Origin of the sequence: Acinetobacter sp. V110_1 (assembly GCF_031798975.1) — a bacterium.
GTDB lineage: Bacteria > Pseudomonadota > Gammaproteobacteria > Pseudomonadales > Moraxellaceae > Acinetobacter > Acinetobacter nosocomialis_A.
The window spans coordinates 597,956-624,946 of record NZ_JAVQNN010000030.1; the positions used below are offsets into that span (position 1 = coordinate 597,956).

At 38.2% G+C, this 26,991-nt stretch carries 31 protein-coding genes; 3 read left to right on the forward strand and 28 right to left on the reverse strand.

The genetic code is table 11. From position 1 onward, the window contains the following. Nucleotides 1-24 precede the first annotated feature (24 nt). Nucleotides 25-936, forward strand: a complete 912-nt coding sequence (locus RMA95_RS13750) for a lysine exporter LysO family protein (RefSeq protein ID WP_311071323.1) — start codon at nucleotides 25-27, stop codon at nucleotides 934-936. On the opposite strand, the gene pyrF is transcribed toward RMA95_RS13750, so the two are convergent. The 28 genes from pyrF to RMA95_RS13890 form a co-directional block, all read right to left on the reverse strand. After that, a complete protein-coding gene (gene pyrF, locus RMA95_RS13755) occupies nucleotides 933-1,631 on the reverse strand; it encodes an orotidine-5'-phosphate decarboxylase (RefSeq protein ID WP_263614967.1) in 699 nt (232 codons plus the stop codon). The two genes, RMA95_RS13750 and pyrF, sit on opposite strands and share 4 nt — an antisense overlap. A 170-nt stretch (nucleotides 1,632-1,801) precedes the next feature. Then, nucleotides 1,802-2,167, reverse strand: coding sequence for a lipopolysaccharide assembly protein LapA domain-containing protein (locus tag RMA95_RS13760; RefSeq protein ID WP_263613598.1), 366 nt, complete (start codon nucleotides 2,165-2,167; stop codon nucleotides 1,802-1,804). A 24-nt stretch (nucleotides 2,168-2,191) separates the two neighbouring features. Next, a complete protein-coding gene (locus tag RMA95_RS13765) occupies nucleotides 2,192-2,494 on the reverse strand; it encodes an integration host factor subunit beta (protein ID WP_002050043.1) in 303 nt (100 codons plus the stop codon). A 156-nt stretch (nucleotides 2,495-2,650) separates the two neighbouring features. Beyond that, the gene (rpsA, locus tag RMA95_RS13770) at nucleotides 2,651-4,324 is read right to left on the reverse strand and encodes a 30S ribosomal protein S1 (protein WP_002050239.1); all 1,674 of its coding nucleotides are present in this window, start codon (nucleotides 4,322-4,324) and stop codon (nucleotides 2,651-2,653) included. 104 nt (nucleotides 4,325-4,428) lie between these two features. After that, nucleotides 4,429-5,115, reverse strand: a complete 687-nt coding sequence (gene cmk / locus RMA95_RS13775) for a (d)CMP kinase (protein WP_284083715.1) — start codon at nucleotides 5,113-5,115, stop codon at nucleotides 4,429-4,431. Nucleotides 5,116-5,125: 10 nt separating this feature from the next. Next, the gene (locus RMA95_RS13780; RefSeq protein WP_032047936.1) at nucleotides 5,126-5,566 is read right to left on the reverse strand and encodes an SRPBCC family protein; all 441 of its coding nucleotides are present in this window, start codon (nucleotides 5,564-5,566) and stop codon (nucleotides 5,126-5,128) included. 69 nt (nucleotides 5,567-5,635) lie between these two features. Next, complete coding sequence (tadA, locus tag RMA95_RS13785) at nucleotides 5,636-6,139, reverse strand: tRNA adenosine(34) deaminase TadA (RefSeq protein ID WP_311071326.1); 504 nt, start codon at nucleotides 6,137-6,139, stop codon at nucleotides 5,636-5,638. 7 nt (nucleotides 6,140-6,146) lie between these two features. Then, complete coding sequence (locus RMA95_RS13790; protein ID WP_151739649.1) at nucleotides 6,147-7,271, reverse strand: enoyl-CoA hydratase/isomerase family protein; 1,125 nt, start codon at nucleotides 7,269-7,271, stop codon at nucleotides 6,147-6,149. Further along, the gene (gene ung, locus RMA95_RS13795; protein ID WP_263613595.1) at nucleotides 7,268-7,981 is read right to left on the reverse strand and encodes a uracil-DNA glycosylase; all 714 of its coding nucleotides are present in this window, start codon (nucleotides 7,979-7,981) and stop codon (nucleotides 7,268-7,270) included. The genes RMA95_RS13790 and ung overlap by 4 nt, the downstream gene beginning before the upstream one ends. 49 nt (nucleotides 7,982-8,030) lie before the next feature. After that, the gene (locus RMA95_RS13800) at nucleotides 8,031-8,627 is read right to left on the reverse strand and encodes a 6-carboxytetrahydropterin synthase (protein WP_263613594.1); all 597 of its coding nucleotides are present in this window, start codon (nucleotides 8,625-8,627) and stop codon (nucleotides 8,031-8,033) included. Between the two features lie 229 nt (nucleotides 8,628-8,856). Next, entirely contained in the window at nucleotides 8,857-9,813 is a 957-nt protein-coding gene (gene gspK, locus RMA95_RS13805; protein WP_311071329.1) for a type II secretion system minor pseudopilin GspK, read from the reverse strand. After that, nucleotides 9,813-10,628: a type II secretion system minor pseudopilin GspJ gene (gspJ, locus tag RMA95_RS13810; RefSeq protein ID WP_077168510.1), complete on the reverse strand. Its 816-nt coding sequence runs from the start codon at nucleotides 10,626-10,628 to the stop codon at nucleotides 9,813-9,815. The genes gspK and gspJ overlap by 1 nt, the downstream gene beginning before the upstream one ends. Then, nucleotides 10,628-11,008: a type II secretion system minor pseudopilin GspI gene (gspI, locus tag RMA95_RS13815; RefSeq protein ID WP_019458993.1), complete on the reverse strand. Its 381-nt coding sequence runs from the start codon at nucleotides 11,006-11,008 to the stop codon at nucleotides 10,628-10,630. The genes gspJ and gspI overlap by 1 nt, the downstream gene beginning before the upstream one ends. After that, nucleotides 10,998-11,549, reverse strand: a complete 552-nt coding sequence (locus tag RMA95_RS13820) for a type II secretion system protein (protein ID WP_263613592.1) — start codon at nucleotides 11,547-11,549, stop codon at nucleotides 10,998-11,000. Before RMA95_RS13820 ends, gspI begins: the two co-directional genes overlap by 11 nt. A gap of 9 nt (nucleotides 11,550-11,558) precedes the next feature. Further along, entirely contained in the window at nucleotides 11,559-12,167 is a 609-nt protein-coding gene (locus RMA95_RS13825; RefSeq protein ID WP_000375838.1) for a TetR/AcrR family transcriptional regulator, read from the reverse strand. Nucleotides 12,168-12,204: 37 nt separating this feature from the next. After that, nucleotides 12,205-12,978, reverse strand: a complete 774-nt coding sequence (locus RMA95_RS13830) for a TatD family hydrolase (protein ID WP_311071334.1) — start codon at nucleotides 12,976-12,978, stop codon at nucleotides 12,205-12,207. Nucleotides 12,979-12,995: 17 nt separating this feature from the next. Then, entirely contained in the window at nucleotides 12,996-13,337 is a 342-nt protein-coding gene (locus RMA95_RS13835) for a PilZ domain-containing protein (RefSeq protein ID WP_001183024.1), read from the reverse strand. Nucleotides 13,338-13,349: 12 nt separating this feature from the next. After that, nucleotides 13,350-14,330 carry a DNA polymerase III subunit delta' gene (locus RMA95_RS13840; protein ID WP_311071337.1) on the reverse strand — a complete coding sequence of 327 codons (981 nt, stop codon included), beginning with the start codon at nucleotides 14,328-14,330 and terminating at the stop codon, nucleotides 13,350-13,352. An 11-nt stretch (nucleotides 14,331-14,341) separates the two neighbouring features. Continuing rightward, a complete protein-coding gene (gene kdsB, locus RMA95_RS13845; protein ID WP_263613589.1) occupies nucleotides 14,342-15,103 on the reverse strand; it encodes a 3-deoxy-manno-octulosonate cytidylyltransferase in 762 nt (253 codons plus the stop codon). 9 nt (nucleotides 15,104-15,112) lie between these two features. Beyond that, nucleotides 15,113-16,123 (reverse strand): tetraacyldisaccharide 4'-kinase, encoded by a 1,011-nt coding sequence (gene lpxK / locus RMA95_RS13850; RefSeq protein ID WP_311071338.1) that lies wholly within the window; start codon nucleotides 16,121-16,123, stop codon nucleotides 15,113-15,115. Between the two features lie 2 nt (nucleotides 16,124-16,125). Next, the gene (gene msbA / locus RMA95_RS13855; protein WP_263613587.1) at nucleotides 16,126-17,853 is read right to left on the reverse strand and encodes a lipid A export permease/ATP-binding protein MsbA; all 1,728 of its coding nucleotides are present in this window, start codon (nucleotides 17,851-17,853) and stop codon (nucleotides 16,126-16,128) included. Then, complete coding sequence (locus tag RMA95_RS13860; protein WP_000669682.1) at nucleotides 17,850-18,278, reverse strand: biopolymer transporter ExbD; 429 nt, start codon at nucleotides 18,276-18,278, stop codon at nucleotides 17,850-17,852. Before RMA95_RS13860 ends, msbA begins: the two co-directional genes overlap by 4 nt. A 16-nt stretch (nucleotides 18,279-18,294) precedes the next feature. Continuing rightward, nucleotides 18,295-18,930 carry a MotA/TolQ/ExbB proton channel family protein gene (locus tag RMA95_RS13865; protein WP_311071340.1) on the reverse strand — a complete coding sequence of 212 codons (636 nt, stop codon included), beginning with the start codon at nucleotides 18,928-18,930 and terminating at the stop codon, nucleotides 18,295-18,297. Nucleotides 18,931-18,979: 49 nt separating this feature from the next. After that, nucleotides 18,980-19,867: a ParB/RepB/Spo0J family partition protein gene (locus tag RMA95_RS13870; RefSeq protein ID WP_019458986.1), complete on the reverse strand. Its 888-nt coding sequence runs from the start codon at nucleotides 19,865-19,867 to the stop codon at nucleotides 18,980-18,982. Continuing rightward, complete coding sequence (locus RMA95_RS13875) at nucleotides 19,864-20,646, reverse strand: ParA family protein (RefSeq protein WP_002050124.1); 783 nt, start codon at nucleotides 20,644-20,646, stop codon at nucleotides 19,864-19,866. The genes RMA95_RS13870 and RMA95_RS13875 overlap by 4 nt, the downstream gene beginning before the upstream one ends. Nucleotides 20,647-20,667: 21 nt before the next feature. Continuing rightward, complete coding sequence (gene rsmG / locus RMA95_RS13880) at nucleotides 20,668-21,300, reverse strand: 16S rRNA (guanine(527)-N(7))-methyltransferase RsmG (RefSeq protein WP_032007248.1); 633 nt, start codon at nucleotides 21,298-21,300, stop codon at nucleotides 20,668-20,670. An 87-nt stretch (nucleotides 21,301-21,387) separates the two neighbouring features. Then, nucleotides 21,388-22,077 (reverse strand): N-acetylmuramate alpha-1-phosphate uridylyltransferase MurU, encoded by a 690-nt coding sequence (gene murU, locus RMA95_RS13885; protein ID WP_311071345.1) that lies wholly within the window; start codon nucleotides 22,075-22,077, stop codon nucleotides 21,388-21,390. After that, nucleotides 22,077-23,090: a phosphotransferase gene (locus RMA95_RS13890; protein ID WP_311071346.1), complete on the reverse strand. Its 1,014-nt coding sequence runs from the start codon at nucleotides 23,088-23,090 to the stop codon at nucleotides 22,077-22,079. Before RMA95_RS13890 ends, murU begins: the two co-directional genes overlap by 1 nt. A 120-nt stretch (nucleotides 23,091-23,210) precedes the next feature. Here RMA95_RS13890 and RMA95_RS13895 point away from each other — a divergent pair, with 120 nt between their 5' ends. After that, nucleotides 23,211-25,664: an LPS-assembly protein LptD gene (locus RMA95_RS13895; RefSeq protein ID WP_263613581.1), complete on the forward strand. Its 2,454-nt coding sequence runs from the start codon at nucleotides 23,211-23,213 to the stop codon at nucleotides 25,662-25,664. Next, complete coding sequence (locus RMA95_RS13900) at nucleotides 25,664-26,974, forward strand: peptidylprolyl isomerase (protein WP_311071349.1); 1,311 nt, start codon at nucleotides 25,664-25,666, stop codon at nucleotides 26,972-26,974. Before RMA95_RS13895 ends, RMA95_RS13900 begins: the two co-directional genes overlap by 1 nt. The last annotated feature ends 17 nt before the right edge of the window (nucleotides 26,975-26,991 follow it).

Consider the following 26,991-nt stretch of genomic DNA (forward strand, 5'->3'; position numbering starts at 1 on the left):
TGATAACAATCTATTTATTATTATATGCAATCTGTTAGCCTCATTATTCAAATTTTTCTTGTATTAGCTTTTGGTTATTTTCTAGGTCCTAAACTTTCATTAAATATTCGGCAGTTTATTTTTAAAATTCTGCCTTATTTCTCTTATATTTTATTAGCAAGTGTCGCTTTAGAATTAACACTTGCACTTGATCAAATTGAAAATCCTTCTACTATACTCCCACCTGCTCTATTAATTGCACTTACCACCTCTCTCGGTTCTTTTTTTACTTGTTTAATTGCCTATACAATATTTGATAAAGAAAGCGTTAAAGGAAAAATTTCACTTCAGCTTTTTATAAATGCTCTAAAAAATATTGCCAAGGCATTTCTAGCTTTAACTGTCGGCGTAATTTTAGGTGTTCTTTTTACTCGGTTAAATGTTCATATTCCATTTAATAGCTGGTATTTACTATTACTTTTTATTTTTTTAATCGGAATCGAACTTGCTTTTACTCATTTCAACCGTACATGGTTAAGTTGGAAAATTCTTATTGTACCTTTGGCTGCCTTTATAGGTTCATGCATAGCAGGTTTTCTCAACTATTTCTTACTAGGCGATCACTTTACACTTAATGAAATGCTGGCTTTAGCCCAAGGCTATGGTTGGTATTCAATGTCAGGTATTTTATTTACACAATTACATTCAGCTGAGTTAGGTGGGATTGCCTTACTCACAGACCTATTTAGAGAAATAGTGGCAATATTGCTGATGTACACAATGGGATGGCGTTTTCCACGTCCAGCAATTTCAAGCGCTGGCGCCACCTCGATGGATGTAACATTAGCTATGGTAAAACAGTCATGTGGCACACATTATGTACCACATGCCATGATGAGTGGCTTACTTCTAAGCCTGCTCGCTCCACTTTTAATTACTGTGTTTTTAAACGTTTAAGCAATTGAAGCAAGAATTGATTTCAACATTTGAGTTGGGTCTTCTGCTTTAGTAATCGGGCGACCAATAACTAAATGAGTAGAACCATCAAGCATTGCTTGTTTTGGAGTCACAATACGTTTTTGGTCATCTGCATTGCTACCCTCTGGACGTATTCCAGGAGTAACTAAAGAGAAATCTTGCCCAATTAATTCACGGAGAATTTTAGCTTCTTGAGCAGAACAAACTACACCATCTAAACCACTATCTTTAGTCAGTTTAGCTAATCTTTTAACTTGCTCTACAGGTTCAATATCCAATCCAATATCTTTTAAGTCTTCACGACCCATTGAAGTTAAAACTGTTACTGCAATTAACTGAGTTTGATAATTACCAGCCTTTAAACGCTCTACACAGGTTTCCATCATTTTACGGCCACCTGATGCATGTACGTTCACCATCCATACACCCAAATCTGCCGCAGCACATACAGCTTGAGCAGTAGTATTAGGAATATCATGGAATTTTAAATCTAGGAAAACTTCGAAATTCTCTTCTTGAAGTTTTTTTACAACAGATGGGCCTTCATGAGTAAAAAGCTCTTTACCTACTTTTACGCGACATAACGTAGGATCAAGTTGTTCAACAATTTTTAAAGCGTCATATTGGCTTTTAGCATCCAACGCAACAATGATACTCAAGAGACTTTCTTCCATCATATAAAATCAGGGCTATTATAATAGACAAGTCAGCTACTAATAAAGAAATCTATTGAGACAAGTTTTTGAATAAGAAAATATTGATTTTAAATTTGATAGATAATGAGGAAATATAGGAAGCAAAATACTACTCTTTATACCTAGATAAAGAGTAGTACCAAGAATAATTATAACGGAGTAGAGTTTTTATCTTGGGGATAAATATCTACCACAGTTTTTTCATGTCTTACATTTGCAGCTGCTTCTGCTGCTGCCAATTGAGCACTTTGAATTTGTTCTTTTCTCAAATGGTCAATATCTTTTCTAAGGCGCTTAATTTCCCAACCTTTTTGAAAAACGCGGAAAACTTGTACACCCAATAAAAGTCCAACTACAATTCCAAGCGCCAAGGTAAGCAGCAATAATAAACCTAAACGCATTGCAGGAACTTGAGTAAATAATAAATCAACAGGAAGTTCTGTTGGGTTCTGCAAAACAAGTGCTAAAGAATAGCCAAATACAATAATGAGTAATGCAATTAGAATATAACGCATAGGCACCCCACTTATGAGTTTTATTTATTTTCCAGATTCATTCACTGCATCACGGAGTGCTTTACCTGGTTTAAAATGTGGAACAGCCTTCGCTGCAACATCTACTGACTTACCTGTTTTTGGGTTGCGACCAACTCTAGGTTCACGGTGGTGTAAAGCAAAGCTACCAAAACCACGGATTTCAATACGATTGTCAGTCGAAAGAGCTTCGATCATTTGATCAATCATGATTTTAACCGCTTCTTCCACTAATGGTTCAGCCAAGTGTGGATTTTTTAGCGCAATGCGTTCAATCAAATCAGACTTATTAAGAGCTTCAGTAGTCATCTACGACCTCGTTATTTATTACTACTCTAAGTCGTTTGATAATAACCTGTTTAAATACAAAACGGTAGCGCAGTATGTTGAATACTACGCTACCGTTTACAGTAATTTGTATAAAAAGTACAATTTCGTTACATGAAACTGTACTTTGTTACCTTATTACTTCATTTGTGCTTTGATCAAGTCACCAATAGTCTTAGGACCATTTTCTTGAGAAGCTGATGCTGTACGTAAGTTAGCAACTGCTTCTTTCTCTTCAGCTTCGTCTTTCGCTTTGATAGACAAGTTGATAGAGCGAGATTTACGATCAACGTTGATGATTTTCGCTTCAACTTCTTGACCAACTTCTAAGAATTTAGTCGCATCTTCAACGCGGTCACGGTTGATTTCAGAAGCTTTAAGAGTAGCTTCTACTTCGTCAGCTAACTTAACAGTTGCGCCACGAGCATCAACTGCAGTCACAGTACCTTTAACTAAAGCACCACGTTCGTTAGCAGCTAAGAAATCATTGAACGGATCGCTGTTCAATTGCTTGATACCAAGGCTGATACGGTTACCTTCAGCGTCTACAGACAAGATAACTGCTTCAACAGTGTCACCTTTCTTGTAACGACGGATAGCTTCTTCGCCTTGCTCGTTCCAAGAAATATCAGACAAGTGAACTAGACCGTCGATACCGCCATTTAAACCAATGAAGATACCAAAGTCAGTGATAGACTTGATTGTGCCTGAAACTTTTTCGCCTTTCTCATGAGACTTAGCAAACTCTTCCCATGGGTTAGCACGAGTTTGTTTGATACCAAGGCTGATACGACGACGTTCTTCGTCAACTTCAAGAACCATAACATCAACTTCGTCACCGATCTGAACAACTTTAGATGGGTGGATGTTTTTGTTAGTGTGGTCCATTTCAGAAACGTGTACTAAACCTTCAACGCCTTCAGCGATTTCAGCGAAACAACCGTAGTCAGTTAAGTTAGTAACACGTGCTTTAACGATAGAACCTTTAGGGTAACGGCTCATGATCGCTAACCATGGATCTTCGCCTAATTGTTTAAGGCCTAAAGATACGCGGTTACGCTCACGGTCAAATTTAAGTACTTTAACAGTAACTTCTTGACCAACTTCAACAACTTCTGAAGGGTGCTTGATACGCTTCCAAGCCATATCTGTGATATGAAGAAGACCATCAATACCGCCAAGATCAACGAATGCACCGTAATCAGTAAGGTTCTTGATAGTACCTGTAACTGTTTGACCTTCTTCAAGTTGAGCAAGTAATGCTTCACGGTCAGCAGAAGATTCAGCTTCCATAACAGCACGACGAGATACAACAACGTTGTTACGTTTAGCATCAAGTTTGATTACTTTAAACTCTAACTCTTTACCTTCAAGGTGAGTAGTGTCACGGATAGGACGAGTGTCAACTAATGAACCTGGTAAGAACGCACGAACAGGACCGATGTCAACAGTGAAACCGCCTTTAACTTTACCAGAGATAACACCAGTAACGATTTCGCCATCTTCAAAGATTTTTTCAAGTTTAGTCCAAGTTTCAGCACGTTTAGCTTTTTCACGTGATAAAACTGTTTGACCCATACCGTTGTCAAGAGCTTCAACAACTACGTCAACAGTATCGCCAACCTGAACTTCAAGTTCACGTTGTTCATTTAAAAATTCAGCACGATCAACAATGCCTTCTGATTTAAGGCCAGTGTCAACAGTAACCCAGTCGCTATCGATGTTTACAACAACACCTTGGATGACTGCACCCTTTTCAACGTTGAGGTTTAATTCACTTTCTTCAAAGAGGGCTGCAAAAGATTCGGTCATGATATACCTGATAAATTCAGCGGTCTTGGATCAGACAAGGCCGGTTTAGTTAAGTATCAACATAGTCTTTATAGACTGATCAAGCTATGCGTCAACTGATAATCTTAGTTGCTAACAGTACGGCTATTGACATAGTCAACCATTAACTTAAATACTTGATCGATCGTTAATTCCGAACTATCAATAATATAAGCATCTGCGGCTGGCTTGAGAGGAGCAACTTCTCGCTCCATATCTCTTTTGTCACGCGCTTGTATATTAGCTAAAATGTCGTTTATTTTAGCATCTAGCCCCATGCCCTGCAACTGTTTTACTCTTCGCTCAGCACGAGACTCAGCCGAAGCTGTTAGGTAAATTTTTGCATTGGCTTCCGGGAAAATTGATGTTGCCATATCTCGGCCATCTGCAACTAAACCTGGAGTTTGTGCAAATGCTCTTTGACGATCAAAGAGTGCTTGTCTTAGCTCAGGGATTGCAGCAACTTTAGATGCATATTCACCAACTCGCTCTGTACGAATGGTTTGCGATACATCCTCTCCATCAAGGAAAACCAATGTTCCCTCTGCTGAAGTTTCAAACTTGATATTAAGCTGACGAGCATAGTTCACACACTCATCTAAATGGCTATCTAATTTTTCCAATAAATCATGTTTATGTAATGACAACCCTAACAAACGATACAAGGCGCCAGAGTCAAGTAAATGAAATTGATAATATGCAGCAAGTTTTGCCGCTAATGTTCCTTTACCCGAACCACTCGGACCATCAATAGTAATAATTTGAACTGTCATTGAACTCTCACTAAGAAGCAAATGCTTTAGCTAATCTCGAAAAGCCTAGTGTAATCGCTAGTTTTAGCTGTGCAAGAATTAATTTACTTACAACGGGGGCTTTTGCCGTTAATTCGATACGATAAGTAACCAAAGTAATATAAGGAGTAATTTCAGAAAACTCGATACGACCTAAATGGTGTTTAACTAAAGGATTATCAATCAATTTATATTCAATACGCTTGTTTTCTTCGAGATGAGTGATTTCTTCTTTAAGCGGTTTAATCGCACCAAACCCCATACGACGAACAGATCCCACTCCATCTGGTCTTTCAGGATCTGCCGAGTCTTTCACACGTACAACTTGTAGTGGAGCAAATGCCTTGTTGTAAGTTGCATGTTTAGAAAGCAGGTTAAATACATCACTAAGAGGAGCATTAAATTCTTTTTGTATAGTAATTACATTACGCATGAAAGTTCCTTATTTAAATAAATCATGTCAATGAAACGGCGCTAGTTTGCCATAACCCTATGACATTTTTTAATCATTTAAGGACGTTTTTTGTTGCTTCTCTTGTTTCTTTTGTTCACGTCTTTGCTTAAAAAAAAGACTTAACTGTTGAGCACATTTTTCATGTAAACATCCATGCTCAAAAGTAAATTTATGGTTGTAATAACCATGTTCTAATAATTGACGTGTACTCACGAGTGAACCAGCTTTAGGCTCTGTTGTCCCAAATACAACGTGTTTAATCCTTGCATGTACTAAAGCCCCTACGCACATCGTGCATGGCTCAAGCGTAACATACAAAGTCGCATCTTCGGGTAAACGATAATTTTTCAATGACTCACAAGCCGAACGAATAGCTTGAATTTCCGCATGGGCAGTAGGATCAGACAAACCAATTGGAGCATTAAACCCTGCTCCAATTAATTTATTTTGACTTACGATTACAGCCCCAACAGGAATTTCCCCCTGCTTGGCTGCCAATTCAGCTTGCTCGTAAGCAAGCTGCATCCAGTACTCATCACTAAATTTAGACATTTATTTATTATGAAACTACACCATATTGTCTAAGTAAAGCATTCCAACTATCAATAGTCGTTATTGGCGGATCATCAGCCAAAATACCTCTTAATGTAAGGTCTTCACAAGCTTTCCATTCTGGTGATAAATCTTTATCAACTAAGCGAGCACGTACACCTTCCACAAAATCAGGGTGACGAATTTTCCATTCAGAGATTTGCGCTTCTAGATCAAAAACTTCGTCCCAAGAATGTACTTGTTTACCCCATTGCCATAACAACCAAGTAATAGCCGCTGTGCTCGGTGAACCCTTTTGTAAGTTTTCACTGGCTTGACGCAACCAATCACTGCTTGCATCGCGTAAGCTTACGATGGCTTGATAGTCTTGTTCAAAACTTGAACCACGACAAACGCTATGAATAACATCTAATGAATTTTGCAAAGGTCCAGCTGCCACAGGACGATGCAAACTATTTAAAGTATCATCAATCGCACGGAAATCACCTGCAGGATAGTGAGCCCAATTAATATTGAGTACTTTTTGCAGAACATTATCACGTTGTGCTTCACAAATATGTGTCGCCCAACCAATACTATATGCCCCAGCAGCCGTCATAATAGAACCTGTCAAACCAGTAAATAAACCAATTTGACCACGGTCAGCAAGGAAACGGCTGGCTCCAACATCCGGATACAGACCAATGTTAATTTCAGGCATTGCTAAACGCGAGTATGGCGTAACCAAACGGAATGGTGCTGCCATGAACAAGCCTAGCCCACCACCCATTACATAACCTTCGCCCCATACAACAACAGGTTTAGCATAGTTATGCAAAAGTAAATCCAAAGCATATTCTTGCTGGAAAAACTTATTTGCTGCTTCTACTTCTTGATTAATGACCAGCTGACGTAATTTACGTACATCTCCGCCTGCACAAAAAGCTTTTGGTGTTGTCGAATCCAACCAAATTGCTTTTACTCGCTCATCATCACGGAAGTCTTCAAATACTCGTAATAAAGCCGTTACGATTGATTCATCTAAAGCATGTAATGATTTAGGTCGATTCAAACGTACGATACGCCAACCATTTTTCGCTTCTTCAACTACCAAATCCGGATGATAGCTATTTACATTGGGAGAGTTCATCATGCGTCCAATTGCCAGTCTATGGGCTCAATGCCATGTTGTTTCAAATATTGATTTGTTTTTGAAAACACTTTACATCCAAAGAAACCACCACGATTAGCCGCAAGTGGTGATGGATGTGCAGCAGTTAAAACTAAGTGTTTTTCTCTATTTATACGTTGTCCTTTACGTTGTGCATAAGCACCCCATAAAATAAAAACTATGTGTTCGCGTTGTTCATTTAAAACATCAATTACTGCGTCAGTAAACTCTTCCCAACCTTGTTTTTGATGTGATGTGGGCTGTCCTGCTTCTACAGTAAGTACACTGTTTAATAAAAGTACACCTTGCTCGGCCCATTTGGTTAAATCACCATGGCGTGAAACTGGTACACCTAAATCTGTATTTAACTCATGAAAAATATTACGCAAAGATGGAGGTAATGCAACACCTCTTTGCACAGAGAAACTTAAGCCATTTGCCTGATTAGGTCCATGATATGGATCTTGACCTAAAATAACGACTTTCACATGGTCTAACGGCGTAATATTTAAAGCACTAAAAATTTGTTTACTTGGTGGATATATTGTTTTTTGAGCCTGCTTCTGCTGAAACAGAAAGTCTCGCAAACTATCCATATAAGGACTCAGCAAAAATGGAGTTAATGATCTTTTCCAGCTTTCTTCTAATTGAACTTTACTGAGTTTGTCTTGCTGTTGCTCAGTTAATTGCATTAATGTCATCCTAGATCAATTTTCATTTCTAAAACAAAAGTAAGTTAACTTACACTTCTACTTGTAAGTTAACATGTGGATTCTGAAACTTAATCCCTTGTTTTAAATTTTCATACATTTGTGGATCAGTCCATTCAGATTGAACTTGTTCTGAAAAAACAATTCCTTCAAGGTTTAATAACCCCATTTGTTCATTTTGAATATCTTCAAGGAAACTTTGGGCATACCCCGTATCGGTTTCATGAACAATCACTGAATAAACTTCAACATCGCCTTCCCCGTTTTGGGTGACGGTTGATTTTAATACTTGCTGAGCTAGATAGAAGAAGATACGAGAAAATTGCTCGGCTGATGGCGACACCGGTAAAGAAATCCAACGTGCACTAAAAGTTTTACAAGCATCGATATATTGCGGATCATCTTTTTCCCAGAAACAAATCGCATGATCAAAACTATCAAAAAGGTCCTTAATGACACCTTTTAATAGTCCAAAATCATATACCATTTGTCCATGATCTAATTTCGAAGCTTTAAGTAATAACTCGACTTTATAACTATGCCCATGAATCGATCGCTTACAACGATCCGATGTACAGTTACGTACTATATGTGCATTTTCAAACTTAAATAACTTACGAATTAACATGTGCCAAATCGATCATTCCTTCTAAGAACATTATTATAAAGCAAAAGATAAAAACTTCGCACCACTTTTCAAATAGAAACAATTAGCAAAAAGTATGATAAGAGATGTGAAGGAATTTTGAAGATATTGATTTTTACTTTAAATACTGTCTATACAGAAATATGACCCCATCCCTTTTATTAATAAGTTTCAAGTATTACAGACTCAAAAAAAATATCAATAAATTTATTTAGTTAAATGGAGCCAAACTTCTTGAATAGACATATACTTGCTTATCTTTTCGCATTAAAGCACTAGTAAACTGACGCTTCCTATTATTTAGAACAACTTCAATTTGAGCTTGAAAGAAGTTGGATTTAACATCAATAAGACCACTTGCCTGCTTTTTCTTTTGGCTATCAACCGCTGAAAAAGCACTCAATTGCCATAATTCATCAACATTTTGGAAGAACTTCAAATTTTGCTGTCGTACCTGCAATTCTTTTTCGATCGCCCCAACATCTAATTTTTCATCAATACTTGCTAAAACCAATGGTGAAGCAGTATTAATATTTAACTTTGTATTTTCTGGTAAAGCAGAAATATATGGGGCGATCAGATCATATTTTTTCCCATCAAAGCCTCTAACTAGTTTTAACTCTTCAATACGATGAAATTTAGCATTTGAAGCCATATAGCTTGGATCTAAACCTTGATAATAACTACTTTCTGCTCCCATTGGTCCAGCCGGTTCATCATTTGGATCTTGCCAATCAATTACAGCTTGACTTAACTCAGCAGGTAAACCCACTCTTACGAGCAAACGCTCGAACCAACTTTTAGCGTCTTCATTTACGGCACCTTCCCCGTTGGTCAAATTATTTAAATTAAATTTACCCGATTCATCAAGTAAACGCCCAGAGACAGAACCATCTTCTACTGGAAACGGCGGCATAGGTTGAGCCCATGTCTCCTTTAAATGATCCACTCCACCTGCATTATTTGCATCTTGAATTAATAATTCCGAGAAAAATGCTTCTGCACTTTTCGCATAGAGTAGAGACTGATTTTGACGCATTAAGTAAGCCGTATTTTCCATAGTATTATTTTGATGCTTAGCAATTGAAGCAGCTAAAATTGTAGCTAAGGCGACCATAATGAGTATTGTCAGTAAAGCAACACCCCGTTGGTGTTTATAAGTAGCCATTATGAACCACCTTGCTGAGAAAGGGCCAAGTTGCCTTGATTTAAGCTATAGATCCATTCATAACTTACTCCCGCTACCGTAAGTTGGATTTTTATTCCTTTCGGTAATTTTTTTAACTCGTTAGGCTTTGTTGGATCAATATTAACCTCGGGCCATTTTGTTACCTCTTGCGGAGTCAAAACCATAATTTGGTATTGATCAACTTGACTTAACAAGGTACTCGATAAAGGCTGCTCCCTATTCGAAGTATTTAAATTGGTATATTTAAGACGATATAGTTTTTTTTGTTCCGCATCATAACGATACTCAATTCGTTCAAACGGTGAGAGCCCTTGTTTTAAAGGATCAGTTACCCCTGCTTTGCTAAAACGCAAAATTTGATTATCGATTTCTAAAGCTGGATGAAGTTGTCCACCCTGATTTGCCGATAGAGGAATAATTTGCAAAGTATCACGAAGGATTTGTTGATAAGCGTCTTGTAACTCAAATAAATGCACTTCATGTACAGCGTTGCGATCACGAACCTTGAGTAGATAATCGAAAATTTTCCACCCTAATAAAGATAAAACCGCAAAGATAGCTATAGCAACCAACAACTCAACCAACGTAAATCCTGAGGCGCGAGTTAATCGAACACTGCTCGATCGCGCCGCAAGACGAGAAACCATGTTTCGAGTGTGAGGGTCTTTAAAGCTACACTTTGTCTGAGCGCAAAACGAAGAGCTATGCTCTGAATAGCCAGTCGACACAACTCCTGATCGTGCCGCAAGATGCGCAGCTGTGCTACGATAGTGAAAATATTTATTTTTTATCATTATTTTGCTTTCACTGGATAATTAAAAAAGACCATATGAGTAATACCGTTTTGTACTTTTCCCTTATCCGGATCATATAAGCTAATTTGTACATCAATTTTTTGAACATTAGGGCTAACAGTCGATTCAGCTGATTTATCAATCTGCCAAGTCTCACCTTGAGAGGTTACTTGCTTACTTTGAGTACCCTGCAACCACTCTTGATTAATCTCCATCATAGCAATTTCATTCATTGCCACAAATTGAGCTTTGGTTCGTAAAATCGCATTAGAGGTAGACTGAGTGTACTGCATAGCCACTTTAGTTAAAGCGACAGCTGCTACAGCAAAGATTGCCAAAGCAACCATAACTTCTAAGAGGGTAAAGCCTTTAGATTTCATTTATTTTACCCAAGTGATCTATTTGTATTTCCGAACCAATCGGTTTTTGTTCTAGATAAAATTGTATTTTAACGGTCTTGGCTTCACCATTACCAAACCAGATGAGTTGAGGTGTTTTTTCCCCCACTAAATCGGTATTTTTAGCCTTAGAATAATTCTGGCCATCCAAGGGTTCTACAGAAAAAGACACATGCGTAGGAAGTTGCCGTGTTTTAAATTCAGTGTATTTCTGCCATTGGTTTTTTATATCTTGTACTTGCAAGGTACTTTGATCGTGATATTCATATAATTCATAAGAAAATGGTGAGACATCTGTCTCACCATGAGTTTCTAAAGCTAATACACGTGATTGATCTAGTGATTCTTTATTAATTTTTTGCAAATCAAGTAGAAATAACTCTCTTGCCTGCATTGCCTTCTTTTGGTCTATACCACCGATATTCAAGACAACAAGTGAGGTCATAATTGTCATAATCACAATGACCACCATCACTTCTATAAGAGTAAAGCCTTTTTGTGATTGAAATGATTTCGATTTCATATCGACCTATTAAGCATATTGCTCAACTGCTTGTTTCGGTAAGGCCAATGCCTGATCAATATAAGCTACTCTTAAAGTATCTCTTGAACCCAAATAACGTTGGTAAAAACTTGAATTCAGAATTGCAGCAGCCCCATGAGTGAGCGACCAGATTGAAGCTAAGTAATCTCGTGTAGTCATATGACTCTGGATTGACTCTAAATAATGATCAGTCATACGAATAATAATACGTAGGCGCTGCTTTCTCACTTGATAGAGTTCATTAAAAAGATGGTGTACACCTTGAGCAGTAATCGAAAGCTTTTCTTCAATTTGATGAAACAATACTGTTCGTTCCGGATGGTGCAAATGGTGCAACATAAAGAAAGCCAAATGTTCTGGAAAAGCCTTTTCAGTGTCTTGGACCATTTCAAGTAACATGCGCTCATTACGAATAATTAACAGCATGTACAATTCATCTTTGCTTTGAAAATGTTTGTACAAGGTGCCTTTTGCCAAATCAAGCTCAGCAGCCAGCACATCAAGTGTCATTCCGGCTTCGCCATTTTCTAACAACAACTGTTCCGCAACTTGAAATATTAATGCTTCTCTTGCTCGGAACTGAGCTTGACGGTCCATCTTCACGCAATTACTCTCTTTATATAGTTTCTATAAGTTAAATCGCTTTGAGTAAATTTTCGAAATTTTGCGAGGTGATTCTTGCAATTTCCTCAATCGATTTATCATATACATCACTAAGTGCTTTCGCTACATAGGGTACGTATTTTGGTTCATTTGTTTTACCACGATATGGCACTGGAGCCAAATAAGGACTATCTGTTTCAATTAAGAGTCGATCTAAAGGTACTTGCTTGGCAACATCACGTAAATCTTGAGCATTTTTAAATGAAACAATCCCTGAAAAGGAAATATAGTAACCACAGTCCAATACGGCTTTTGCTGTTTCCCAGTCTTCAGTAAAACAATGCAAAATACCATGCGAAGATTGTTCAGCTCGAATAATATCCACCGTATCATGTTTTGCTGAACGTGTATGAACAACTACTGGCTTTTTGACATTTTTAGAGGCTTGAATATGCCGAGCAAAACAAGCCTTTTGCTCATTAATAAAGTCAGTACTGTGGTAATAATCTAAACCTGTTTCGCCTAAAGCCCACACTTTTTCTGATTGAGCTAACTCAGTCAAATACTCAGTCGTTGCTCGAGCCATAGTATCTACATCCTCACAAGGATGCACACCCACCGTATACCCAACATCTTCATGACGCTTTGCGATTTCAGCTAAAGCAACATGATCATCAAGGTCAACTGAAATTGCCATAAACTTAGAGACACCTTCTGCTCGTGCAGCAGCAAGTGTAAGATCTAAATCACCGTTATAAGGCGTTAAATCTAACATTGTTAAATGGCAATGGGTATCAACAAACACTGTACTTTCCTATCTGCTTACATGGTATAACTTGGACGATCTAAAGACATACTACCAGCTAAAATCCGCTCAGCTTCAGCTTTATAGTAAATTCCTTTATCACCACTCAATTGAATTGCGAAACCTTGCGGTTTAAATCCACTTTGCTTATGTGAAATCCACACTACTTTACCAGTTAAAGGAATTTTTTGTGATTGTTCTGGTAACGTAGCTAAAATAAAAATTTCTTGGCCCATCTTCACTTTTTGCTTCGATGGCACAAATAAGCCCCCACCTTGCACATACCCCATATAGCTTGCTTGTAAGGTTGCTCTATCAGGAATATTGACCTGAATAATTCCACCCATTTGTGGTTGCATTATAGTTTCCCCTTAAACGTTCATTAATTTTATAAAAAGTTGATCTGTGATGAGTTGTGTTTGTACATTTTGTTCAACCAATCTTTTAGATTGCTGTAATTCCTCATAAAGACTGAATAAGCTTTCTAAATTATAGTTTTGTGCCAATTGATCAAATTGTAAATCAATATTTTTCTGTGGTTGGTTCAGCTTGACACAAATTAAATCCCCTAACAAGTATTCAAGAAGCATCATAAAATCGCTAAAGTTGAGCTCTTTCTGCCACTTAGCTGAATAAAATAAAGGCATATTTTTTTGGTTAACTACCTTAGTCCAGTCTTCTAAAAATGTTTGTCTTTTCGCAAACCAATCACTAGTAGCAATTTCGACTGCTTGCAAAGGCATATCATTAGAAAGACCTAACAATAATTCAGGTGGTACTGCCGCGATTTCAGCCAAATGCTCATTTAGATAAGATGTTGCCTGCTTATATGAAATACGGTCTAAAGCAAAATGCTGTAAGCGACTTCGAATGGTAGCTGGTAATTTCAAATAGTGATCAGCCAACAAAATTAAAACAACGCGCTCACCGGGTTCTTCTAAAGTTTTTAACAGTGCATTTGATGATGCAAGATTTAAAGCTTCAGCTGGTTCAATGACAATAACACGCCATCCTTCACCAGTTTGCTGTACAAATGGCAATAAATCTCGAATTTTTTCTATTTTAATTTTTGCATTCTGTTTTTTATTTTCTTCATCAGTCGTGATATGAACATAGTTCGGGTGCGTGTCTGATTTTAACCATTGACAGCTACTACATTCTCCACAAGCCCCCTGAGGCTGCTTATTTAAACAAAGTACCCATGCTAAAAAATGCTTGGCAAAAGCATGCTTACCACAACCTTGTTTACCATAAAATAATAAGCCATGCCCAATATTAGGAAAACGTGTTGTTAACGTTTCCCACATTGTCTGTTGCCACGGATAAACCTTAGAAGTCACATTCTGATTCATTAAATTAACACTTACTCAAAAGACTCAACAGGCATATTATTTAGACGGTCAAGATCTGCTTGGGTGTCAACACCTGGCGGTAAATTCGCTTCTGCTACAGCAATAGCAATACGATGCCCGTTTTCTAAAACACGTAATTGCTCAAGACTCTCTAGCTTTTCAAGTTTACCCATATCCCATGTAACATATTCTTGTAACAAGTTCACACGATAAGCATATAAACCTAAATGACGAAATGCTTGGGTATGTAAAGTTGGTTCAGCTTGTTTAGCACCATCTCGATCATAAGGAATAGTTGCACGACTAAAGTACAAAGCTTCATTTTGATTAGACATAACCACTTTCACAATGCTATCACGCTGAAACTCATCTAAAGCATGAATAGGCTCACATAATGTAGACATTGAGCAATTTGGTTTTTCAACTAGAAGCTTCGCAACCTGCTGAACAAGTTGAGCTGGCAGTAAAGGCTCATCACCTTGTACATTTACAATAATGTCATCCGCATCCCACCCCTTAATACAAGCAACTTCACTCAAACGGTCAGTTCCCGATGGATGGTCAGCACTTGTTAAAACAACATCAACACCCTCTGCACGGCATATTTCAGCAATACGTTCATCATCGGTTGCTACACACAGATCATCGAAACCTTCAACTTTCTTTGCCTGATCTACTACGCGTAAAATCATAGGTCGGTCATGAATAAGTAACAATGGCTTACCTGGCAAACGCGAACTTGAGAAGCGTGCTGGAATAACGATGTGTTTCATTTTTTCTTCCTAAGATATTTGAATATCAAGCTTTTGCAATTGCTGATTTAAAACCTGATAGCACTCTTCAGACAAAACAGCTTTAACAGGTACGACCCAAATAGGCCGTTTAAATTCTGGACGCTTTTCAAGTAAAGGCAACAACTTAACCGCATCTTTTTCAGTCGTAATGATAGGTTGGTCATCATTAAATAAAAGGTCATCAATAACATAATCATGATGATCACGAAAAGCATGCTCTTGAAATTGGTTTACACCTAAACCTTTAAGTGTTTGGTAAAAGCGCTGAGGAAAACCAATACCAACTACTGCATGGTAATTATTTTGAGTATTGAATGATAATTCAGTTGCTGAAGAAGGATTCAATAAGTAAGGTTGTCCAGCATCCAGATGCATATGGATTGCTGTTGATGGGGCAAATGCATGTTCGATTACTGTACCCGTTTTTAAACGTTCAGCAGGTTCACGCAAATAGCCTTCTGGTAATAACTTTCTATTTCCAAGGCCACGATTTTGATCAAGCACGATCCATTCTATTTGACGACCTAATGCCCAATGTTGCAATCCATCATCACTAATAATTAAATCTAGTTTCATCGATGCTAATAATAATTCGATTGCCGCTTGTCTATTGGGTCCTACTGCCATAGGTACGCCAGTTGACTGTACAATCAAAGCAGGTTCATCTCCTGCTTCAGCTGCCTGACTGGCCGATGTTACCAACATAGGAAAAGGACCAACTCCACCATAGCCCCGACTAATTACACCTACTTTTACGTTATGTTGTTTTAAGTAATTAACCAGCTCTATTAATAATGGGGTTTTGCCACTACCACCCACTGTAATATTTCCAATCACCATAACCGGTACAGGCGCGTCATAGACCTTTTTAAAACCTGAATTATAAAAATGACGATTCAATAAAAACCCAGCACGATACAAACATGATAATGGACGCAAAACAACCAACCAATTTGATTGCTTATTCCATGCATTTTGTATCAGCTGGGCTAAAGACATGCTTAGTTGTCCTCAAAATTACGCTGATGTAATTGATAATAAGCACCATGCTTAGCAAGTAATTCTTGATGAGTACCTTGTTCAACAATTTGTCCACGATCTAATACGACAATACGGTCTGCATTTTCAATTGTAGATAAACGATGAGCAATCACAATCGTTGTACGGTCTTGCATCGCCTCATCAAATGCTTGCTGAATAAAATGTTCAGATTCGTTATCAAGCGCACTTGTAGCTTCATCTAAAACGAGAATAGGCGCATTTTTCAAAATTGCACGAGCGATTGCTATACGTTGACGTTGGCCACCCGACAGATTTAGCCCTTGAGCACCTAGGACAGTATCATAACCATTTGGTAAATTCATAATAAAGTCATGGGCATAAGCAGCCTTTGCCGCTGCGATAACTTCTTCATCGCTCGCATCGTGTAGCTGACCATAAGCAATATTTTCACGTACAGTTCGGTTAAACAAAACAACTTGCTGATTTACCATCGCAATTTGTGTACGTAAACTTGAAAGCTCAATATCACGTATTGGCAAGTCATCTAAATAAATTTGACCACTTGAGACTTCTTGGAAACGTACCAACATGTTCACTAAAGAGGTTTTACCAGCACCAGAGCGCCCTACCAATGCAACAGTTTCACCTGGACGAATATCTAAAGAAAAATCTTTAATCGCCTGAGTGCCATCAGCATAGTTAAGTACAACATGGTCAAAACGAATTGCACCTTGCAACTGAGGTTTAAGCTGACCACTATTTTCTTCTTCAGGTAAATCTAATAATTCAAAAACTGAATGTGCTGCCGCTAAACCACGCTGCAACTTCTCATTAATATCAGTTAAGTTTTTAACAGGTTTAGAAAGAAGACCAGCTGCCGTAATATATGCAACAAACTCACCCGCACTTGTATTACCTAAAATTTGTGGTCTTAAGGCTAACCATACAATAAGAGCCATTGCACAAGCCATGACCACTTGAACAACTGGGCTATTTAGGTTTTGCACAATCACCATTTTTAAGCCGCGTTTTAAGTTCTCTTCAGATGACTTATAAAAACGCTCTTGTTCTGACTCTTCACCAGCGAAACTTTTAACAACTGCACTACCACTAATACTTTCTTGCACTACATGGTTAACATCACCCATAGTGTCCTGAACTTGCAGTGAAAGTTTACGCATTCTTTTTGAGGCTCTACGCACCAAAACACCAATAATAGGTAAGAACACCATAATACAAAGGGTCAAGCGCCAATTTGTATAAAACAAATAACCTAACAATCCTAACGTAATCATGCCATCTCGAACGATGGTTTTTAATGACTCCGATGAAGCAGCTGTCAGTTGCTCGACGTTATACATAATTTTGGCTGTGATATGTCCCGAAGAGTTATCGAGATAATATTGAGCTGGTAGTCTTAAAAGTTTTGCATAAACTTCTTGGCGAATGCTAAAAACTAAACTACGTGAGATAACAGCAGTATAGTAGCCACCCATAAATAGGCCTAGGCCACGGAAAAATACCAATAAAATGATTAATAAAGGGAACCAATCCAGATCCGCTCTACTCGCATTTTGAATTGCATCAATAATAAATTTAATGAGCTTAGCAACAGAAACCTCTGTTGCTGAGTTCATACCGAATCCGATAAGAACTAATAAGGCCACGCCCCAATAAGGTTTTAAATAAGATATGAGACGCAAATAAACCTTAAAATCTTGATTCACTCAGAAAAACCTCTAGAAGGAACTTTGGTACTAATATTGATGTTAACAAAACCGAGTTGTCCTGCTACATCCATAACACGAATAACATCCTGATGAGACGCTTTTGCATCAGCAGCGATGATAAACATAAAATCACGGCGCTCTTGAGCAATTTGCTTAATTGCAGTGCTCAAATCAGCCACATCTTTGCTAGATAATGCCTGGCCGTTGACAGCGTAATGACCGCTAGAGTCTACCACGACTTCAATTTTATGATCGTACTGTTTTGGTGGGACACCTTGGGCATCTGGTAAAGTTAAATTGATGCGACTTGGCTGATTAAAAGTGGTAGATAACAATAAAAACACCAGAATGAACAGTAAACAATCAATCATAGGCGTTAGATTGATATGAATGTCTTCAACTTGAGAACGTTTAAACTTCATATTTGTTCCCTACCCATCAACCAACACGGCGATGTTCTTGCGTAACTGAAGAACGTTTGTAAAACAACGATGCATGAAAGAGTGTAGATTGCTGTTCTAACTCCGCAATGTAATTTTGCACCACTCTTTGAAAATAGCGATATGAAATAAGAGCAGGAATTGCAATAAGCATTCCAACCGCTGTCGTGATCAAGGCTTTTGAAATACCAGGAATCATTAAGCTTGGGCTACCTGCCGAACCAAAATCAATCACAAGAAAAGACTCAATAATCCCTACAACCGTTCCAAGTAACCCAAGTAAAGGTGCAATAGCACTTAAAGTTCCCAAGAAGTTAATATTTTTTTCTAAATAAGAAATTTCTTGAGAAGCCATTGCTTCCATTTGAGCCCGAGCAAATTGCTCTCCATGCTCCTGATGCTCAAAACCAGCTTTTAGAATATTTCCTAATGCTGTGTTTTGAGCAGCAGTATCCTGCTCCAAATTTGTGATGATATGAGAAACATCTGCACTACCATCACTCATCAGTAATTTGGGCAAAACTTGTGAACGTCTTAAACGTATAAAACGCTCAATACTAATAGCGACCGTTAAAATTGAACACAAAATTAAAGGCAGCATTAACCAGCCGCCCGCTTTCACAAGTTCCCACATATTTTCTTCCCCAAGAATATAAATTAGAAATATATGACCTAACTTAGAATTACTCTGGCAAACAAATATTCAAAATACCATCTAACTCATCGAGTGAATGATAATGAATAACAAGCTTACCTTTACCTTTCTGGTTATGATCAATTTTAACATTGGCACCAAATCGCTCAGATAATTTTTGCGTTAATTGCTCAATGTCTGGTGCAACAGGAGTTTTTTCTTTTTCCTGTTTAGGCTCATTCCAATCGCGCACTAACTGTTCAGTCTGACGAACAGATAATCCTTTTTCGATAACAATTTGGGCAACTTCAAGCTGCTCTTTGCCTTTTAAAGTCAAAATGGCACGAGCATGCCCCATATCAAGCTGGCCCTGTTGCATAAACTCTTTAATATCATCAGCCAAGCTTAATAAACGCAGTAAATTACTCACCGTTGTTCTCGCCTTACCTACAGTATCGGCAATTTCCTGATGACTTAAACCAAACTCATCATGAAAACGTTGCAATGCCAAGGCTTGATCAATTGGGTTTAAATCTTGACGTTGGATATTCTCAATAAGCGCTAAAGCAATCGCGACTTGGTCATTTAAATCACGAACAATTGCTGGAATTTCAGTTAAACCAGCAATTTGTGCTGCACGCCAACGACGCTCACCTGCAATAATTTCGTAAGGATGAGCTTCATCATCTACAGGACGAATAACGATTGGTTGCATCACCCCATGTTTTTCAATAGAAGATGCCAACTCTTGCAAATCATGCTCATGAATAAAACGACGTGGCTGATATTCACCTCGTTTCAACAAATTCACATCAATTTGCTTTAACTGCCCGTGATCAAGTGCTTGAGCTTCTAGTTGTAATTTTTCTTTTTGAATTGAACCAAGTAATGCATCTAAACCACGCCCTTTCGCCAATCCGCGTTTTTTGATGCTCATACTTTACTTCCTTTCTTCACTTTACTTTTCTTTAACATCTCAGCTGCAAGATTTAAGTATGCAACTGCACCCTTTGAACTCTTTTCAAAATAAATAACTGGCAAACCGTGTGCAGGCGCTTCAGCCAATCGAACGTTACGAGGAATCACGGTGTCATAAAGCTTTTTACCAAAATACTGTTCTAACTCAGCTGATACATCGCGAGTTAAAGCATTACGTGCGTCGTACATCGTACGTAAAACACCAATAATTTCTAAATCAGGGTTTAATGCTTTTTGAATACGATCAATTGTTTGGGTTAAATCAGCCAAACCTTCTAATGCATAGTACTCACATTGCATAGGAATGATTACACTATCTACGGCAGCTAAGGCATTTACCGTAATTAAACTTAAGCTAGGGGCACAGTCAACAATAATGTAGTCAAAAGAATTTCTAATTTCGTTCAGAGCATTCTTTAAAATAAACTCACGACCTTCTTGTTCGGCAATTGCCAGTTCAACACCTGAAAGCTCACGGTTTGAACCCAAAACTTTATATCCAACCTCTGCCTTTTGAATTGCAGTTTCAATTGGCACTTCACCCAATAAAACATCAGTGATTGAGTAAAGTAGATCATTCTTTTGAATACCAGACCCCATCGTGGCATTACCTTGTGAATCTATATCAACAAGTAATACACGTTTTTTCAATACAGCAAGTGATGCTGCAAGATTTACTGCAGTCGTTGTTTTACCAACACCACCCTTTTGGTTTGCAATCGCAATAATTTGAGCCATGGTAACCCTAATACTTTTTATTTAAATTCGTTGAAGTAAAAGTAAATGACGTTGTTCATCAAGTCTTGGTACATGCAGTTCAATCACTTTACATGAAAATTCCTGCTTAAGCTCTTCCATTTCTTCAACTGGAATCAGTCCTTTCATCGCAGCAATTATACTCTGCTCATGCAAATATGGACGCGCAGCATCAACAAAATCAGTTAACGATGCAAATGCACGACTTGTAATCACATCAAATTGGCCAAGCTCATCAATTGTATCTTGATTTTCAACGCGTGTTTGCACTGCTACTACGTTTTTAAGCTTAAGGTCAGCAATAAACTGTTTCAAAAAACGAATTTTCTTACCATTTGAATCAAGCAATACACATGAGCGTTCCGGCTGACATAATGCAATGATCATGCCTGGCATACCGCCACCTGTACCTACATCGAGTAAACGGCCTGCTGGCAAATCTTTCAAAATACTTAGGCTATCTAACAAATGCTTCACTAACATTTCTTTCGGATCACGAATCGCTGTTAGATTATAAGCTTTGTTCCAAAGTACCAAAGCATCTTGATACTTCAACAATAATGTCAAAGCTTCATCGCTAAGCGACAAACCTAATTTTTGACTACCCTGTTGTAACTCTTGAAAAAATGGATGCATAAACAGATAACATCTAAGTAAAATTTAAAACAAAGTATACCCATTTATGCATCGTGGAACACTATTTAACGATTAGCGATTACGCAGTTAATCGTAGAAGCCTTCACGAATTTGCAAATCTAGCTCCATTAAGCGCTCTGGCGTCCCCACATCTACCCATGCACCCTTAAGCTTTTCAGCAGATACCTTTTGATTTTGCATCGCTTGCTTTAATAGTGGAGCTAAAGGACGTTTACCAGGTTCCAATCCATCAAAAAGCTTAGGATGGATAACAGATACACCACTAAAAGTGAGGTTCTCACCCTTCACATCTTGATCGAATGCAAAAGCACGCCCATCCAATAATGTAAAGTCGCCTTCAGGATGCTGTTTAGGATTATCAACTAACACGAGATGAGCCAAATCATCATTTAGCTTAATATCGCGTAGAGCTTCAAAATCCATTGTGGTCCATACATCTCCATTCACTAGAATAAACGGATCTGTTCCAAGCAGTGGCAAAGCATTAATAATTCCGCCAGCTGTTTCTAGTCCTTCTTCTTCTCGTGTCCAACGGATGTCCACACCAAATTGAGAGCCATCTCCTAAGCTACTGATTAGTTTGTCTGCTAACCACGCAGAATTGATGACTATTTCGGTCACACCCATATTCTTAAGTTTTTCAATATGCCACACAATAAGTGGCTTACCGCCCACCTCAAGCAGAGGCTTTGGTGTATATAGCGTGAGTGGACGCATACGATTGCCCAAGCCAGCAGCAAGAATCATTGCTTTCATTATGCGGCTACCTCATAGGGACCATATTTCTCGATAAATTTAGGCATTACTATGTTATTTATAAATATCATAAACTCGTCAAGTTCAGCGTAACCACAGCTCTCTTCAAGTAAATACCACATGACTCGCGGCAAGTCTTTTAAATAACCAGACTTACCATCTCTCTCAAACAAGCGAACAAAAATACCCAAAATTTTGATATGGCGTTGAATTGCCATTAAATCGGCATCACGCTTAAATTGCTCAAAAGTTCGGTTTTGTTTAGCCGATGCTGGTAAAAGTTCATAGAAAACTTTAAACCATTGATAAACACGCTCAGCGTTCCACTGCACATATGCATCACGTGTAATCGAGATTAAATCATAAGTATCAGCACCAATAACTGCATCTTGGAAGTCGATTACTCCCAATTCCTCTTCATTGGTAATTTTCATTAAATTACGACTATGAAAATCACGATGCACAATAACTTGAGGCTGAGCCAATGCAGCATGAGCTAAAAAATGAAATGCATCATCAATAGTTTTCTTTTGCTCAGCCGTTGGATGAATCCCAAGTGATGGCAACATCCAATCTGTTAGCAGCTGCATTTCAGATACAAGCTTTTCATAAGAATAAACCGGGAAATGATCAGTACCATTAATCGATTGCAAATGAGTGAGCTGCTTAAAGCTTTGTTCATAATATTGATCAACTGTTGCATCATTCAATAATGTCGACAACAGTACATCACCAAAGTCTTCTAACAACAGAAAACCTTGAGTTAAATCTTTTGCAACAATCTGAGGTACTCGAACCCCATGACCCGCAAAAAATTCGTCAATCGTTACAAACGGAACACAGTCTTCTTTTTCAGGAGGCGCATCCATAAGCATATACGTTTTATTTTGTAACTGGATGCGAGCATAACGACGAAAGCTGGCATCCCCTGCTAAATAAGCGATCTGAAATTGATCATTTTCAAGAACAGATGTAAGCCATGTATGTATCAATTGTTCACGTTGTGTATTCATTTGCAATAAAATCTAAAACAAGCTGAGATTTTTGAAGGGTTAAGTGTAGCCACTTATAAACTTTTTCTCTATGATGCGACAATAATTAATTGTGAATTAGCATACTTGGTTAATGAGACAATGAAGCATCAGTTTAAATTTAATCCTTTAGCGACCGCTATTTTTACGCTCTTATGTGGCTCCATACAATCAAGTTATGCTGAGTCAGCTGGTGTTGTCTCCAACATAGACAATAATCAACTTAAGGCGAGTATTAAGGAAGCCTATCCAGGGCAGGAATTCTTTCAACAATATTATGTTGATAAATCTGCACCTGAGGCGCAGTTGCGCAATAATAAATATTTGAGTTCGGCATTTTGCCAAGGAACTTGGATTACACCAATCAATCCTGAAACTAAAGCATTAGATGCAGATAAGGCTACATCGGTTGTAACTGCCGATTACGGTCATTACAACCCTGCTGGCGACTCTGAGCTAGAAGGAAACGTAGTAATAGACCAAGAAGGTCGTACTGTTCGTGCCGATAAAGTTACCATCGATAAAACTCAAACATTTGCTCATGCACAAGGTCGAGTTCAGTTAGCCCAAGGCGGCTTACTCTCTCAAAGTGATGAAATTAATTACAATTTAAAGACTCAAACTGGCGATTTAAATAATAGTTTTTATATTTCTGAACAGCAGCATGCACATGGTCACGCTGGAAAAATCGAAAGAACATCTCCAAATGTAATGGTTCTTAATGATGCAAGCTATACCACTTGTCCACCAGGTCAAAAACCTGCTTGGAAAATTCAGGCTAATAAAATTGAGCTGAATCAGGAAACTGGTCGAGGCGTCACTCGCAATGCAAAGATCTATGTTAAAGATGTTCCAGTTATAGCAGTCCCATACTTTAACTTCCCAATTGATGACCGTCGAACTACAGGTATTCTTAACCCTCAGTTTGGTTTCTCGGGTTTCTCAAATAGTGGTGGTGGCGGTGAACTTTCTGTTCCAATTTATTTAAATCTTGCACCTAATTATGATGCAACGATTACTCCACGATATCTATCAGAACGTGGAGCTATGCTCAAAGGTGAATTTCGCTATTTAACGGATGGATTTGGTGCAGGGGTAATATCAGGCGGTATTCTTCCATCTGATAAAGAATATAACGATAAAGACCGTAAAGATTTTAATTTCCTCCACAATTGGAATATTAATGATCAATGGTCTACCAACCTTGAATATCACTATGCATCTGATAAAGATTATTTTGCAGACTTAGACAGCAGTCCGAACTCTAAAACTGATGTAAATCTACGAAGAGCTTGGGAATTAAACTATCAGCATGGCATTCCAGGTTTAAAAGCTCAGCTTAAAGTTGAAGATTTCCAAACGCTAGACCCTTCAGTTTTGGATGCAAACAAACCTTATGCCCGTTTACCACAGTTCTTATTAAACTATGTCACAGGTAACCCACAAGGTTTACAATACGAATTTAATAACGATACGGCATACTTCAAAAAATCAATTAATGATGGTTCTGCTCAGGAAAGTAGTGGTACGCGTATTTATAACCAGTTCGCAACACGTTATAACTATCGTACACCAGCGGCTTTCGTTATCCCTGAAGTGTCTGTACGTTCTATTCAGACTTTCTATGACAAAGACAGTATTGCCTCACAAGACTTAGATGCTAGTTCAGAATCCAAATCAGTTGTTGTACCCCAGTTTACTTTAGATACAGGTCTGACATTTGAGCGCGATGGTAAATATCTCCAAACCATTACACCTCGTGCTTTTTACGCTTATGCTCCTTATAAAAATCAGAACAGTTATCCAAACTTTGACTCAACTTCAGCATCGGTTAATTACGATCAATTATTTAACCCTTACCGCTTCTATGGACATGACCGCCTTGAAGACAACAATTTCTTATCATTGGGTGTAAGTTATAGTTTATTTGATACGGTGGGCTTAGAACGTTTACGTGCAAGTGTAGGCCAAAGCTATTATTTTGAAGATCGACGTGTAACTCTACAAAATCAACCCGATGCATTTGATACTGAGCGCAATACAGGACCAGTTGTAAGCTTAACAAGCCAACTCAACCAGAACTTTACTATTGGAGCAAATTCAGCATGGATGTCAAACGGTGATAACGCTCAGCGAGACTTCCAAGTTTACTATACAGGTGACAAAGGCAACCTATACAACTTAGGTTACTTCTATCGCAAAAATATTCCTGGTCGTCAAGAAACTTATGATCAAGTTGTTGCATCCTTTATACAACCAATTAAAGACAACTGGCGTATTATGGGTCTTGTTCAATATGACATGGACAATGATGTGGCTCGTGAGCTGTTATTAGGTGTTAACTATGAATCATGTTGCTGGGGTATCTCAGTCTATGGCCGTTCTTACTATAACGACTTAGATGATCCAAAATCTCCTAATGTTAACGAGAAACGCGCGATTATGGCTGAAATTACGCTTAAAGGTTTAGGTGGTTTAAACAATAAACTCGCGTCTATACTTGAAAATCGCGTTTTAGGTTTTAATAAAATTAATCAATCTTGGACACAACGTTAATGAAGGCAAAGCATCTTAAACAGTTTTTTAAAGCAACAACCCTTGCTGTATTAATATCTTCATCAATGCATAGTTTTGCCCAACCCACTGATGAAGTTGTGGCGATTGTGGACAATAGCGTAATTTTAAAAAGTGACCTTGAACAAGGAATGGCTGAAGCTGCTCACGAATTGCAAGCACAAAAAAAAGAAGTACCCCCTCAACAATACCTACAATTTCAGGTTTTAGATCAACTCATCTTACGTCAAGCTCAACTTGAACAAGTAAAACGTTATGGCATTAAACCTGATGAGAAAAGCCTAAATGAGGCAGTACTAAAAGTAGCAAGTCAATCTGGCAGTAAAAATCTAGAAGCCTTTCAACAAAAGCTAGATGCAATTGCTCCAGGAACATATGAAAACTTACGAGGCCGTATTGCTGAAGATTTAGCAATTAATCGCCTACGTCAGCAACAAGTGATGTCTCGTATTAAAATTAGTGACCAAGATGTCGACAATTTTTTAAAGTCTCCACAAGGACAAGCTGCTCTAGGTAATCAGGCTCACGTGATTCATATGCGAATTGCTGGAGACAACCCTCAAGAAGTTCAGAATGTAGCTAAGGAAGTCCGTTCAAAGCTTGCTCAAAGCAATGACATAAATGCTCTCAAAAAGCTTTCAACTGCGACTGTAAAAGTTGAAGGTGCAGATATGGGATTCCGCCCTCTTTCTGATATTCCAGCTGAGCTTGCTGCTCGTATTACTCCACTCCAAGATGGTCAAACAACTGATCTAATCTCTGTACGTGATGGTGTACATGTTCTAAAACTCTTAGAACGTAAGCAAAATGAACAAAAAGCATTAGTACCGCAATATCAAACTCGTCACATTCTTATTCAACCATCTGAAGTGGTAAGTCCTGAAAATGCGAAACAAATTATTGACAGCATTTACAAACGATTAAAGGCGGGACAAGATTTCGCTACGCTTGCTGCAACCTATTCAAATGATACAGGTTCAGCACGTGATGGTGGTAGTTTAGGTTGGGTTACACCAGGCATGATGGTTCCTGAGTTTGACAAAAAAATGCAGGAAATTCCTGTAGGTCAAATTAGTGAACCTTTCCAAACTCAATTTGGCTGGCATATTCTACAAGTGACAGATAAACGCGAAAAAGATATGACTCATGAATATCAAGAGCGTATGGCACGTCAAATTTTAGGTGAGCGTCAATTCAATACCGAAGTTGATAGCTGGTTACGAGAAGTACGTGCTAATGCATATGTAGAGATTAAAGACCCTAGTCTCGACAAAAAGAATCTACAAAAGTAAGTTCTTTTTGCCGCTAT